Origin of the sequence: Paenibacillus sp. BK033, from assembly GCF_004345425.1 — a bacterium.
Classification (GTDB): domain Bacteria; phylum Bacillota; class Bacilli; order Paenibacillales; family Paenibacillaceae; genus Pristimantibacillus.
This window is the reverse complement of record NZ_SLVP01000002.1, coordinates 994934-1009058: the sequence shown is the minus strand read 5'-3', so window position 1 is coordinate 1009058 and position 14125 is coordinate 994934. Positions and strand designations below refer to the sequence as shown.

Annotated in this window: 6 protein-coding genes; 5 read left to right on the top strand and 1 reads right to left on the bottom strand. The window is 52.5% G+C overall.

Annotation, left to right across the window (positions count from 1 at the left end; all coding sequences use genetic code 11):
* Window positions 1-111 precede the first annotated feature (111 nt).
* The 5 genes from EV294_RS31000 to EV294_RS11380 all read left to right on the top strand — a co-directional run bounded on the left by EV294_RS31000 (window position 112) and on the right by EV294_RS11380 (window position 13279).
* Window positions 112-5679: a discoidin domain-containing protein gene (locus tag EV294_RS31000; RefSeq protein WP_165930654.1), complete on the top strand. Its 5568-nt coding sequence runs from the start codon at window positions 112-114 to the stop codon at window positions 5677-5679.
* 242 nt (window positions 5680-5921) lie between these two features.
* Entirely contained in the window at window positions 5922-7316 is a 1395-nt protein-coding gene (locus EV294_RS11395) for a glycoside hydrolase family 30 protein (RefSeq protein WP_132306800.1), read from the top strand.
* A gap of 27 nt (window positions 7317-7343) precedes the next feature.
* On the top strand, window positions 7344-10115 hold the full coding sequence (locus tag EV294_RS11390; RefSeq protein WP_132306798.1) for a beta-galactosidase: 2772 nt from the start codon (window positions 7344-7346) through the stop codon (window positions 10113-10115).
* Between the two features lie 183 nt (window positions 10116-10298).
* Window positions 10299-12140, top strand: coding sequence for an RICIN domain-containing protein (locus EV294_RS11385; RefSeq protein WP_132306797.1), 1842 nt, complete (start codon window positions 10299-10301; stop codon window positions 12138-12140).
* Window positions 12141-12247: 107 nt separating this feature from the next.
* Window positions 12248-13279: a LacI family DNA-binding transcriptional regulator gene (locus EV294_RS11380; protein ID WP_132306795.1), complete on the top strand. Its 1032-nt coding sequence runs from the start codon at window positions 12248-12250 to the stop codon at window positions 13277-13279.
* A gap of 57 nt (window positions 13280-13336) precedes the next feature.
* On the opposite strand, the gene EV294_RS11375 is transcribed toward EV294_RS11380, so the two are convergent.
* The gene (locus tag EV294_RS11375) at window positions 13337-13933 is read right to left on the bottom strand and encodes a TetR/AcrR family transcriptional regulator (RefSeq protein ID WP_132306793.1); all 597 of its coding nucleotides are present in this window, start codon (window positions 13931-13933) and stop codon (window positions 13337-13339) included.
* Window positions 13934-14125: the final 192 nt, after the last annotated feature.

Sequence of the window (14125 nt, the reverse complement as noted above, 5' to 3'; positions counted from 1 at the left end):
TCGCTCTATAGTTAAAGTAGATTGGACGAAAGGAGGAAGGATGCCGATTCAAAGCGTTTTATGGCGAGGTTATTTGTAAGCGGTATCATCTTACTAGAGGAGGAGTTATTGGTGGGGCAATTAACTTTCAGCAGGGTATGGACGAGGCTGTTGTCCATGATCGTTACCGTGAGCATGGCGGCGTCGATGCTGCCGCAAGGGGCGGCAGCGGCGGCCGAGGATACCGGTGAGGGGAACAGCTCCGGCTATACCGTTACCGTTCAGGAAAGCATCAGCAGCAATGGCTTTACGCATCCCGGCGTCGGATTAACGAAGGACATTCTGGAGAACATGCGGGCTCAAGTGCTTGCGCATAAGGAGCCTTGGTATTCGTATTACACGGCCATGACAACCTCGGCTCAAGCCTCCAAGACCGTGTCGATCAAAAATCAAAGCGCAACCGACCCAACGAAACCGTTGTCCAATTTCTTTAACAGCCAAGGCATTCAATCGAGATTTATAAGCGATGCCCTGCTGGCCTACACGCAATCCATTATGTATGTCGTAACCGGCGATGCGACCTACCGGGCAAATGCGATGAAGGCGATTCGGATCTGGTCCCAAATGGATCCATCCCAATACGCGTATTACACGGATGCTCATATTCATACCGGGATTCCGCTTAACCGGATGGTAACGGCAGCTGAGATTTTGAGATATACAAGCAGCCCCTCGCCGGAATGGGAGTGGACGGAGCAGGATACAACGAATTTTTCAAACAACCTGATTAATCCGGTTATTGAAACGTTTCAACACAGCAACAACTATTTCATGAATCAGCATACGTATCCGTTAATGGGCGCGATGGCCGGTTATATTTTTACGAACAATAAAGAGAGATATAATGAGGCCGTTGAATGGTTCACCGTGAATAAGACAGCGAATGACCAGGGCTTTAACGGATCCATTAAACAGATGTTCCGCATGGTGGATACGAATGACCTGACGGGAGAACCGGTAACGCCGCATGTGCAGCATTTGGAGATGGGACGGGACCAGGCTCACGGAGGCGGCGATTTAACGAACGCGGCGATCCTATCGCGGATGCTGCTGGCGCAGGGAACAAAGGTAGACCCGGTAGACGGTACCGTCTCCGAAAGCGCGGATGCCGTGGGTCCATTCGAGTTTTTGGATGACCGCATTCTCGCAACCGCCGATTATTTCTGGCAATATATGCTTGGCTATGATACCCCTTGGACGCCTGTGGCTTACGCGATTTCGCCGGACGGTACGATCCGGGACACGTATAACCATCTTGCTGCCGGGTATAGGGGCAGGTACAATACCGCGAACTTCTGGGACCTCTATTACTACTATACATACGCGAGAGGGATCGATGTTGCCGAGAAGGCGCCGTATTATTTCGAAGCCTTTAAGAAAAGAACTCCGCTTACGTTTTATTACGGCGGCGGGCTTAACAACAACTGGGATAACGTCGACGGTGGAGGCGACTTCTGGCTGTATATCCCGAAGCAAGCGGAGGCTGAAGGCGCGTCTTATCTGCCAAAACGGCAAGCAAGCCCATCAATCATGGAAGTGGAAGACCGTTACACTGCGTTGGACGCTCATTCCGTGACCAAGCAGGAGGGAGATGCCTCTTATGTCCGCATGAATGCGACGGAAGCGGGAACTACGGTTGCTTATCTAAGCTCGGGTTACGGCTTGCAGACCTTTGGCTTGAAAATCCGGACCAACGGCCCGGCTGATCTCGATATGCTTGGCGCGGCCTGGACCTTGCCGGATACCAACGGACAATGGAGGTATGTGACGGTTTCCGGCTTTATGGGGGATATCGCGTATTTGACAGTGAAAGGATCAATCGGCACCATCGTCGACATCGATCATATTAACGCTCAGGCAGCAACGCAATTAACGCCGCCGGCGTTTAAGTCCGGAAGCTCGGATTTGAAGGTATATACGTTTGTTGGCTCAGCCCTTACTCTCGATCTCTCTGCGGATGATGCCAATAGTGCCGATACGATCACCTATTCGCTGGCTAATAAACCGGAAGGTGCAACGCTAAATGACTCAACGGGCGCATTTAACTGGCAGCCTGCAGAGGCCGGTGAGTCAACCTTTATAGCTGAAGCATCCGATGGAACAAGCGTTTCGGCGAAAAAGATTACCATCGTTACGGCTTCGGACCGGGTATCCGCCGTAAAAGCGGCTATAGCGCCATACGATCCATCCGCCGTTTATGTGTCAGACTCGCTTGCTCAATACGAAGCGGTCTATAACGAGACGATCGGGATGTTAAATACGGCATCCAATGATGCGTTTAATCGGCAGCTGGGCAAGCTTAGGCAATCGGCGGAAAATCTTGCGTTAACGACGCCTCTCCGGGCGGATGGCAGCATTCATTACTCCGATTCCGTTTTCTGGTCCAGCTGGGGAGCCGACGTTACCAAGATGGACGATTTGAGCTATGATACGGGCGGCTATTACGGACTTGCGCTTGGATCAGCTCCTTACCTGTACCATATTCTTGATTTCGGGCCCGACTATAAAGTATCCGCGACGAAGTTTGGATTCCAGAGCAATATTTTCGCCGATCGGCTTGCCAACTCAACGGTGTATGGCTCGAATGACGGAGAGAACTGGACGCGGCTGACGCCAGGCGCTACGCGAATGACGCAGGAATACCAGACCCTGGATGTGGATGAAGCGCGCCGGGACGAGAAGTACCGTTACATCAAGCTTGAAATGATTAAACCTCTGCCTGATGTTCTATATGGCATCGTCCGAAATTTCCTGGAGCTGACCGAATTTAGAATTTACGGGACACGTTATGAGACCGGCAATAAATTGGCTTCCGTATCCATGAGCTCGGAACAAAGCGTAAACGGCAAGATTTCCACCGGGGATACCGTGAAGATTACCATAACGGCACGCGATGCCATTCAAAATGTCAAGGTTCGAATTCAAGGTCAGGATGCCGCGGTGAGCACATCCGATCAGAAAACATGGACGGCAGAAGCGAAGATGCTCCCGGCCGCTCCAACCGGATCGGTTAAGTTTGCCATCGACTATGAGAAAAAGGACGGAACAAGCGGCGACACGGCTTATTCCACAACGGACAGCTCGGCCTTATTCCTCGTTGACGGAACGACATATCTGGATGTAACCAGCCTGGCGAAAGTGACGGCTTCCGACCCGCAATGGCCGGGGACCGGTTTATCCGCCGAGCAAGTGGGCTACTTATTGTTTGACGGCGATCCTGGTACTTACGGAGATTTGACGAATAGCACGGGGACTTATACGGTTGATTTCGGCGAAGGGGCAGCGGTAGAGTTGAACGAAATCGTACTCCTGCCAAGAGCGAGCCATCCGGCCCGAATGAACGGGCTTATTATTCAAGGCTCCAACGATAATTCGAGCTGGACCAACCTGACAACGGCGGTGGCGTCATCCCAAGCGAACAAGTGGTTTGACATTAGCGGCAATCAGCTGTTGGAGCATAAGCCCTACCGTTACTTCAGGCTGTATAATCCTACCGCTTGGAGCGGGAATGTTGCCGAAGTAGAGCTGCATGGCAAATATACGGCATCCGCGGAAACCGTAGCATCCAAAATCACGAGTATTGCGGTGCCGGCAAAAGGCTCGGCAAGCCTAACGCTTCCGAGGGTTCCGGACGGTTATTCCGTGTCGGTTGCATCCGCGACACCGGAAGGAATCATTGGAACGGACGGTACGATTACGCAGCCGGCTATGGACACCATCGTCTCCGTTGTACTGTCGGTTACGAATGAAGCGGATGAGACCACAGCAAATACAAGCGCGATTAACGTTGTTGTACCAGGGAAATACGCGCCGATTCAGATCGATGTAACAAAGCTTGCGACCGTTACGGCCTCCGACAATCAATACGTGAAAACAGGGAGCGGCCTGACGAAGGAACAGGTTGGTTATCTGCTGTTTGACGGCAATACGTCGACTTACGGCGATCTGGTTACCGGTCCGGGCTCCTCCTATACCATTGACCTTGGCGTAAATTCTTCCGTTAGCCTGACTCAGATTAAGCTCTATCCAAGAGCTACGCTGGCCGGCAGGCTGGACGGACTGATAGTCCAAGGCTCCAACGATAACGCGAGCTGGAGCAATCTGACGACTCCGGTTACGGGTGCTCTGTCCAATGCCTGGACCGACATCCGACTGGATAAAATCATTGATCATGGAGCTTACCGGTATCTCAGGCTGTATAACGCGGGGAACTGGTACGGCAATATTGCGGAGGTCGGGATCTACGGTTATTACGACTATGACCTCCATTCCAAAATCGTACGGCCGGAAGGATTCACACAAGCAAGCTATTACAAGTATTTGAAAGAAATAGACCGTATCAAGGCTGCGAACAATCAGCCGGGCGCCGATAAAATGGAGATTCTGAACCAGCTGCTGGACGCAAGAAATCTACTTGTCTCCTTGGCTGATCTTTATCCGAAGATCCCGGTGACGGCCGACATGACGCTTGCCTCTTCCGATTCCTGGGACGGCACGGCCGATGCCGCGACGAATGGCTGGCGCGCCTTTGACGGGGATACGGCTACATCCCCGGATACAAAAGCCGCATCGGGCTGGGCTCGCATTGACCTTGCGGCAGGCAACGAGAAGGTGGTCGGCAGCATCCGGTTTATCGGCAGAAACGGAAATATCGCAAGAATCAACGGCGCTCAGGTTCAAGGCTCGAACGATGGCATCAACTACGAGACTTTGTTTACGATTAATGGCATATCGGATTTCAAATGGTATTCGCAGCTGCTGGACAACAGCAAGGCTTACCGGTACTTGAGATATTACACGCCAAGCGGATATGCCAATATTGGAGAAATCGAATTCCATGAAAAAACCGTAGACCGCACGCTGCTCGAGCTGTTTATAGAAGAAGCAGAAGCGATAGACTTAGAACCTTACACATCCGAGAGCGTTGCGGTCTTTCAATCGGAACTGGCGGCTGCGCAAGAGTTATGCACGAATGCAAATGCTGCGCAGGCTGAGATTGATTCGGAATCGGCGAAGCTTCGGCAGGCACAGGAGAACCTGAAGGTTCAGGTTCCGCTTGCCGCGGATGTGCCGGGGAAAGCGGTCTTGTCGGACAACAACGGACATGACAGCGGCTTAAAAGACGGAAGCTATACCGTTACGATGAACCTCTGGTGGGGCAATAACGGTACCGTATATAAGCTGTACGAGAATGGGGAGCTGATTGATACGCAGAAGCTCGCCGACAAATCGCCTGAAGCGCAAACCGTAAAGACCGATATGACGGGCAAAGCAAACGGAACGTACACGTATACCTGCGAGCTCGCGAATTCGTTCGGAACTACGGCATGCGCTCCGCTGGTTGTCGCCGTAACGGATGCTAATCCTGGCAAGCCGGTATTATCGAACGACAACTGGGATAACAACGGCGAATACAAGATCTCCATGAATATGTGGTGGGGAACAAACGCAAGCGAGTACCGGCTTTATGAGAACGGGCAATTGATAGATACGCAGGCTCTGGAAGCCGGTACGCCAAATGCGCAATCCGCGGTAACGGCGATTTCGGACAGGGCGCCTGGCGAGTATGTCTATGAGGCCGTCCTCGTTAACGCTGCGGGAGAGACCAAGAGCAGGGAAATGAGCGTAACCGTTCAATAGCGCGAACCGCATTTAAGCGGCAACGAGACTGTCCACACGGCAGTCTCGTTTGCTTATGAAGGAGCTAATAAACAAGTATTGACAGTTTCCGGAAGTCGGGAATATAATTAAAACCAGATTATTGTAAGCCTTTTCAATCGAGCTCCATTATTATCAATACCCGTCAATGGGTATTCATTTTTCAGCAATTATGAAACCCGTTTCATGAAATAGGTTTCAGACTTGGCTGAGCAGGAGGACTTATGAGCGGCAATAACGGAAACGGTAACGGACTTATCGACGGGGATGCTTTCATTCAAATCAAGCCGGAGAACGGTTACGACGGATTTGAAGGCTGGGGCACCTCGCTTGCCTGGTGGGGGCATATTGTCGGCCAGTGGAGCGATCGGAATAAGCAAGATGAGATCATGGATCTTATTTTTGATGCGGATAAAGGTCTAGGCTTAAACATCGTCCGGTACAACATCGGCGGCGGGGAAAATCCGGCGATCCAGCCTAACACGCTGCGTCCGGGCGGCGATGTTCCGGGCTTTCAACCGGAGAAAGGCATATGGGACTGGAGTGCCGACGAGGGTCAACGGAACGTCTTGCTGGCAGCGATGAAGCGCGGAGCTGATATTGCAGAAGCTTTTTCGAATTCGCCGCCCTACTGGATGACGGTAAGCGGTTCCGTTACGGGTTCGGAAGACGGCGGAAATAATCTGCGTGAAGAATGTTACGAGGAGTTTGCGGATTATTTAACGGAAGTGGTTAAGCACTACAAGGAAGCGCACGGCGTTGCCTTCCGGACGCTTAATCCATTGAATGAACCGGTCTCGAACTGGTGGAAGAAGGGCAATATTCAAGAGGGCGCTCATTTTTCGCTTGATAAACAGATGGAGATCATTAAGCAAACCGCCCGATCCCTCCAATTGAAAGGCTTAACCGAAACGGCAGTCAGCGCACCCGATGAAAATAGCGTGGATGAAACGCTGGAAATGCTGCACGGCTACGACGAGGAGACGTTTAACAGCTTCTCGCAAATCAATACCCATTCTTATAACGGCGTTCGCCTCGAGGAAATTCGCAAGCTCGCTCGGGAAAAGGGGAAAAAGCTGTGGATGTCGGAGTACGGAACCGGCGGGACGGGACCGCATGATCACGGGGATATGACCAGTGTGATGGAGCTGGCTGAGAGGGTCATTACGGATCTGCGGCTGCTGCAGCCCGCAGCTTGGGTGTATTGGCAGGCCGTGGAGGACGAAAGCGCCCAGAATAACTGGGGATTTATCCACTCCGATTTCAGGCATGGCGAGAACCGATACGAAATAACGAAGCAATATTACGCGATGGCTCAATTCAGCAAGTTTATTCGTCCCGGCAACCGTATTTTATGTCCCGACGACCGCGATTCCATTGCGGCTTACGATGCGGCGAGCAAGCAGCTTACGGTGGTTGTGCATAACCGGGAAGGGCAAAGACGAATCCGTTTCGACCTTGGCCCTTTTGTCCCAGACGGCACAACGGCCAAGCTGTACCGCACCTCGGAGCAGGAAAACCTGGTTGAAGCGGAGCTGTTCATTTATAGTAACAAAATTACGGTTAATCTCGAGGCGCAGTCCGTGACGACTGTGGTCGTATCCAATATAACTCTATAAAAAGAGAAATAGGGAGGAGCACTTCAGATGCAGGAAACCATCCAATCCACGAATGGACTGCCGCATAAAAATACGGCTGTTCAATATAACGCATTCAGCTACAACATTAACGGTGAGCAAGTGTTCCTGAACAGCGCGGCTATTCATTATTTCCGCATGCCTAAGGAAGAATGGCGCGAGGTGCTTGTGAAGGCGAAGCTGGCCGGCATGAATTGCGTCGATACTTATTTTGCGTGGAACGTCCATGAGCCTGAAGAAGGACAGTGGAGCTTCGAAGGCGATAACGACTGCGGCGCTTTTCTGGATCTTTGCCATGAATTGGGGCTGTGGGTCATTGCCCGTCCGGGTCCGTTCATTTGCGCGGAATGGGATTTCGGCGGCTTTCCATACTGGCTGAATAATAAGAAGGATATGAAATTCCGAGCTTACGATAAACAGTACCTGACTTACGTCGACCGGTACATGGACCGGATTATCCCGATTATCCGGGAGCGCGAGATTAACGCCGGCGGCTCGGTTATCCTTGTGCAGGTCGAGAACGAATACGGTTATCTGGAAACCGACGAGGCTGCGCGCGACTATATGCTTCATCTTAGAGACGTCATGCTGGAACGCGGCGTAACGGTACCGCTGATCACTTGCGTCGGCGGCGCGGAAGGCACGGTTGAAGGCGCGAACTTCTGGTCCGGAGCGGACCATCATTATAATAATCTGGTGCAAAAGCAGCCGGATACGCCAAAGATCGTAACCGAGTTCTGGACCGGCTGGTTCGAGCATTGGGGTGCGCCTGCGGCAACGCAGAAGACGGCAGCCCTATACGAGAAAAGAATGCTGGAATCGCTGCGGGCCGGTTTTACGGGCATCAGCCATTACATGTTCTTTGGCGGTACCAACTTTGGCGGTTACGGCGGCCGCACGGTTGGCGCGAGCGATATTTTCATGGTGACCTCCTACGACTATGACGCACCGCTTAATGAATACGGTCGCGTAACGGAGAAATACAATACCGCCAAACGAATGTCCTATTTCGTGAATGCAACGGAAAGCGTCCTGCTGGGCGCGGTTGAAGGCGCTGCCGGTTCTGCAGCTCTTCCGCAAGGCTTTGCGGCACGTGTTCGCGAGAAAGGCAAAGAGCGGATCTGGTTTGTGGAGAGCTCGAAGGACGAGCGGGAAACGGCCAGCATGACGCTGCCGGACGGACGGACCATTCCGGTTACGGTTGGTCCTCATGCCATCGTTCCCGTCATCGACAGGCTTCAGGTGGAACCGGGCGTTTATCTGACCTGCAATACGTATCTTCTTGCCAACGATCTGATCGACGGGCAGCATACGCTTATAGTGTACGCGGAGAACGGCCAGCGTTCGCATATCGAGCTGGAATCCGGTCAGCCCATCCGGGTTGAGGATGACGGTGTCAGAAGACAACGGCTGGAAGGCGACAGAAGAGTTGTTTTTGATCTTTGCCACTTCCAGGAGGCGCAGTTCGTTCAACTGACCGTTGGCGGCAAGCCTTACCGGATTATCGTCATCAACAAAGACACCGCGGACCGGGCTTGGCGGCTTGCCGGCAAGAACGGGTCTAACTGGGCCATTGGCTACGCGGACTTCGACCTGCTTGCAGACGGTACGTTCCGTGCTGCCCTCCAGGATAGCGATGCGGAGCCGATTCTTCTGGGCGAATGGGCAGCTCTCCCTGGCGGACAGCTTGCTCCATGCGTGTATTTGCAAGCGCCGGCTCTTGAAGGCTGGGCATCCGAAGCCTGCGAGCTGTCGGCGGCGCAAGGCCGGGAGGCCTCGCAGCCGAAAGCTTTCTCCGAGCTTGGTCAGCCGTATGGTCATTTGCTCTACGAATGCGACATCGACGCAGGCAGCGAGAGTGCTGCAAATCTCGTTATCTCCAGACTCGAAGATACCGCGAGAGTGTACGTTAACGGCAACCAGCAAGCGCTTGTGCAAAAGGTCGGAGCAGCGGCGGTGGAAGTGCGGCTTGCGCCGAACAGCAAGAACAGGCTGCAAATTCTGGTGCAAAATATGGGTCGTCTCAATTTCTCGCCGTATTTGGGCGAAGTGAAGGGGATCGCCGGAGCCGTCTATGCGGACGGACAATCGGTTGATCTGCTCGGCGGCTGGAAGCATGAAGACGCAACGGTTCATCTGAACGAGGTCAATTCGATTGCGGGCGGCAGCGTGATCCGCAGAGCCTTCACCGTGGAGGCCGGTCTTGACCGCGCCGTTCTGGTAGGCGCGATCAGCGGACGCCTCAGCATTAACGGCAAGGAAATCAAGCTGGAAGGCTATCAGGATTGGTTCCTGCATCACACGCTGGACATCTCGGACTATATTCAGGAAGGCTCCAACCTGATCGAGATGGCTTACGTAAAATCGCCGCTGCAGCGTCTGGAGCTGCTCTTGTCTTCCTCGAAGAACGAGTTGGGCGGATGGCGGATCGCCGATGTCGAGCAGCTTAACCGTAAACCGTACGCGGGAAGCACCGGAGCTCCGGCGTGGCATACCGTGCAATTCGATAAACCGGAGCTTCCGGCGGATGTTAACGCCAAGCTGAAGCTGCGTTTAACGGGTATGAGCAAAGGAACGTTGTGGCTTAATGGCATCAACCTTGGCCGTTACTGGCAGGTTGGTCCTCAGGAGGATTACAAAATTCCGATGGCATGGCTGAAGGAGCGCAACGAGCTTGTCCTGTTTGACGAGAACGGCGCAAGCCCGTCGAAGGTACGCCTTCTTTATGATCAGGCATCCAGCAGGCGCTGGATTTCTATTCCATCCCAGCCATGGCTTTAAAATAAATAGGTTATGAGTAACCGCTGCTTAGATGATGCGTTCAATTTTTGAATCAGTCATATCGGGCAGCGGTTTTTTCTGAGTTGTTGTAATCGTTTGCATGAAGGGGGGTGATGCCGAAGCGTCCGTCTCACCTGAGAACCGTCAGAAGTGATGAGCAATCTCAAATAAGGAGAGGAAAACATGAAAAGGATCAAACGAGTTCTGGCAGGGGCTTTGGCAGGCGGCATGCTTGCGGGAAGCTTCGGGATAACCGCATCGGCAGCAGGCTCTTACACCGCCGTTGCCGATCCGTCTTTGCAGTATCAGACGATTGAAGGCTGGGGAACTTCGCTGGCCTGGTGGGGAAAGGTAGTAGGCGGTTATGCCAACAAGGATGAATACGCGGACAAAATGTTCAGCACGACAAGCGGGATTGGCCTAAACGTTCTCCGCTACAACATCGGAGGCGGCGAGAATCCAAGCTTGAGTTACCTGGAATACCGGAAGGCCGTGCCCGGCTTCCAGCCGACGCAAGGCGTATATGATTGGACGGCCGACGCGAACCAGCGGTACATGCTCCAAGCCGCAAAAACAAGAGGCGCCAACGTATTTGAAGCCTTCTCCAATTCCGCTCCTTACTGGATGACCAATAGCGGCAGCGTTACCGGCGCATCCGGCGGGGCTAATAATTTAAAGAGCGATTATTACGATGATTTTGCCGATTATTTGACGGAGGTCGTCAAGCATTTCCGCGACAGCTGGGGGATTACCTTCAAGACCCTGACCCCGCTGAACGAGCCGGTATCCACTTGGTGGTCGCTTGGCAACAATCAGGAGGGCATGCACTTCGACCGGGCTAACCAGGATACGATTCTGAGCCAGGTGAATGCCTCCCTTGCCGCGAAGGGTCTCACGGGAACCAAGCTGAGCGCTCCGGAAGAATACAGCATAGATGATTCCGTAACCTCTTATAACAGCTACTCGAGCGCAGTCAAATCGGCATTGGCACAGGTCAACACGCATACGTACGGCGGAACGAACAGAGCGGCCTTCCGCAACATCGCGGCATCCAACGGGAAGACGCCTTGGGTCTCGGAGTACGGAGACGGGGATGCCAGCGGCCTCACGATGTCCCGCACCATCTTGAAGGACATCCGCAACATGGGCGTAACCGCGTGGGTTTATTGGCAGGCGGTAGATAGCGCGGATGGGTGGGGCTTTTTCAAAAACGTGCTGAACAGCACGCAGACGACAAGCTACACGGTGAACAAAAAATATTACGTCATGGGGAATTACAGCAAATTTATCCGCCCGGGCTACAAGATTATCGGCATGAGCGATGCCAATACGCTGGCGGCTTACGATGCGGCCTCCAGCAAGCTTGTGCTGGTTACAACCAACAGCGCGACAACGGATACCTCCGTCACCTATGACCTTGGCAAGTTTACGGCCGCAGGCAGCTCCGCTGCGGTATACCGGACCTCCTCAACAGAGGATCTTGCCCAGCTCTCTAATGCGGTCGTCTCGAACAAAACGTTTACCGCTACGGCCAAAGCAAGCTCGGTTACGACATACGTGATCTCCAACGTTACCTACACCGGCACAACGGGTTATCCTTCCGCGGCAATCTATAAGATTGTCAACAAGAACAGCGGGTTGGTAATGGACGTAAACGGCGCTTCAACTTCAAATGGCGCATCGGTTGTTCAATACACGGATAACGGCGGCAGCAATCAGCGCTGGAAGCTTGTCTCGGCAGGCAACGGTTATTACAAGATTCAGAACGTGAACAGCGGACTGTTGCTGGATGTGAACCAGAGCTCCACAACCGGCGGTACCGCGTTGATTCAATACCAGGACAATGGCGGATATAATCAGCAGTGGCTCCCCGTGGACGCCGGAGGATCGGTTATTCTCGTGAACCGGAACAGCGGCTTGACCGCGGATGTGAATCAAGCCTCGACGGCAAGCGGGGCATCCGTCATTCAATGGTCCGACAACAACGGGACAAATCAGCAGTGGACGTTGGTTAAAGTCAATTGAAATTATAGGGAGATTGGCGGATAGCGGCTGCTTAAATCCGTTTCTTTAGCAACCTAACTTTGGTATAATTTCAACTATATTAGATGTTCCAGAGGAGAACCTATCAGATGAAGCAAGTGACCGTATACGATATAGCGAAGGAAGCCAAGGTGTCCGTTGCAACCGTTTCGCGCGTACTTAATGACACCGCTCCCGTACGCGCTTCCACGAGGGAAAAGATCGAAGCTATCATGCAAAAATATCAGTTTCAGCCCAATGCGAACGCAAGGAGCCTGCTGAAGAAAGAAACGGGAATAATCGGCGTTATTCTGCCGGATATTACGAACCCGTTTTTTCCCGAAGTTTTTTCCGGCGCGGAGCAGGAAGGAAGGGAATCCGGCCATACTTTTTTCCTCTGCAATACGATAGGCTTGCATGACAAGGAATCGGAGTTCTTGACCATCATGCAGGAGAAGCGGGTCGACGGCATTCTGTTTATGGGCGGACGGATTAACCTGAAGGATTGCAGTCCTGCCTTGATTCAGGAGGTTGTGGAGCATTCGCAGAAAATTCCGATGGTGCTCGTAAACGGCAATTTGAAGGATTCCGGCATTACCCGCGTCGTAACGGACGAATATGCGGGCACCGTTCTGGCGGTCAAGCATTTACTCGAAACCGGCCATAAGAAGATCGGCTTTATCGGCGGACAGATTCATATGGCAACTACAGCCGTCAAGATCAGGGCTTATAAGAAGACTTTAAAGGATGCGGGTCTTGCCGTGCGGGAGGACTGGATCCTGCCGGACAGCTTCTCCGTTGATTCCGGACGGACGCAAATGGAGGCCTTGCTGCAATTGAAGGACCGGCCGACGGCGGTATGCTGCGTTAACGATTTTACGGCAATCGGGGCGATTAAAGCGGCGGTGGAGCAGGGACTTCGCGTACCGGAGGATATCTCGATCGTTGGGTTCGACGATATTCCGCTTGCTCATCACGTGATTCCCGAGCTGACAACCGTATCGCAGCAGGCGAATAGCCTTGGACGGACGGCGGTGCGGGTGCTCCGAGATCTGATGAACAAGGAAAAGGTCAAGAAAGTGTACTCCCTGGAGCCGGAACTTATTGTCAGACAAAGCACAAAGCCGTTAGCCGATGGATAAGCAGAACAAAAAATCGCCTTCACCCGTATGCACGATTTCAGGGTGAGGGCGATTTCTTCATTCCTTCGGGTCCTGCAGCGTGCGGAGCAGGAAAAACTGCTTCGCGAGAAAAACAGGGGTATACGGCATGTCCGCCCGAAGCCAGGACACTATCGTGCCGATCAAGGCGGCGGAGCTGTACCACACCGCAATATCCTTCTGAATATTGGCCTTGGCCACAAAAGAATCATTTCCCCGTTTGTCTATCCCGTCCGAGATCAGCTTGGTCAACAGCCGCAGCAACCGCTCGGTAAAGATCGTCGTGCGGTGAGACGCCAGAATGATCTTGTAAAATTTCGAATGCTCCGCGATATGCTCCAGCAGCTTTACAAGCATCGTTGTATTGATTACCTCCGGGGAGTCGGATTTTACGGTAGACCGGTCAAGAACCTGATGAATGTCTTCGATCATATCATCGGCCATTTTCTCCAGCATGTCCGGGATGTCTTTATAATGAAGATAAAAAGTAACCCGGTTAATCGTAGCGCGCTCGGCAAGCTTGTTAACCGAAATTTTCTCGATGTCCATTTCCTCGAGCAGATCGATAAAGGCATCTCTTAGCAGCTGACGCGTCCGGAGGATACGGGGGTCGGTCCGGGTTGTTGTTTTATCCATCGTTACTGCATTCCTTTCCTTTAGTAATTAATTACCTAGTTGTAAACTACAATTTCTTTTTTGACTGTATTATTTTCTTTGCTAAAGCTACAAAAATTCAATTTCTGTAAACTAATTTACACTTTTACCTGGAATCGTTGCTTGTAAAAGGGGCGGCTCGAGCTATAATTTAATTTATACAATGTTCACTAT

Coding starts and splice junctions, on each gene's coding strand:
- EV294_RS11380 (WP_132306795.1), top strand. CDS start 12,248: ATGAAGCAAGTGACCGTATACGATATAGCGAAGGAAGCCAAGGTGTCC.
- EV294_RS11375 (WP_132306793.1), bottom strand. CDS start 13,933: ATGGATAAAACAACAACCCGGACCGACCCCCGTATCCTCCGGACGCGT.
- EV294_RS11395 (WP_132306800.1), top strand. CDS start 5,922: ATGAGCGGCAATAACGGAAACGGTAACGGACTTATCGACGGGGATGCT.
- EV294_RS11385 (WP_132306797.1), top strand. CDS start 10,299: ATGAAAAGGATCAAACGAGTTCTGGCAGGGGCTTTGGCAGGCGGCATG.
- EV294_RS11390 (WP_132306798.1), top strand. CDS start 7,344: ATGCAGGAAACCATCCAATCCACGAATGGACTGCCGCATAAAAATACG.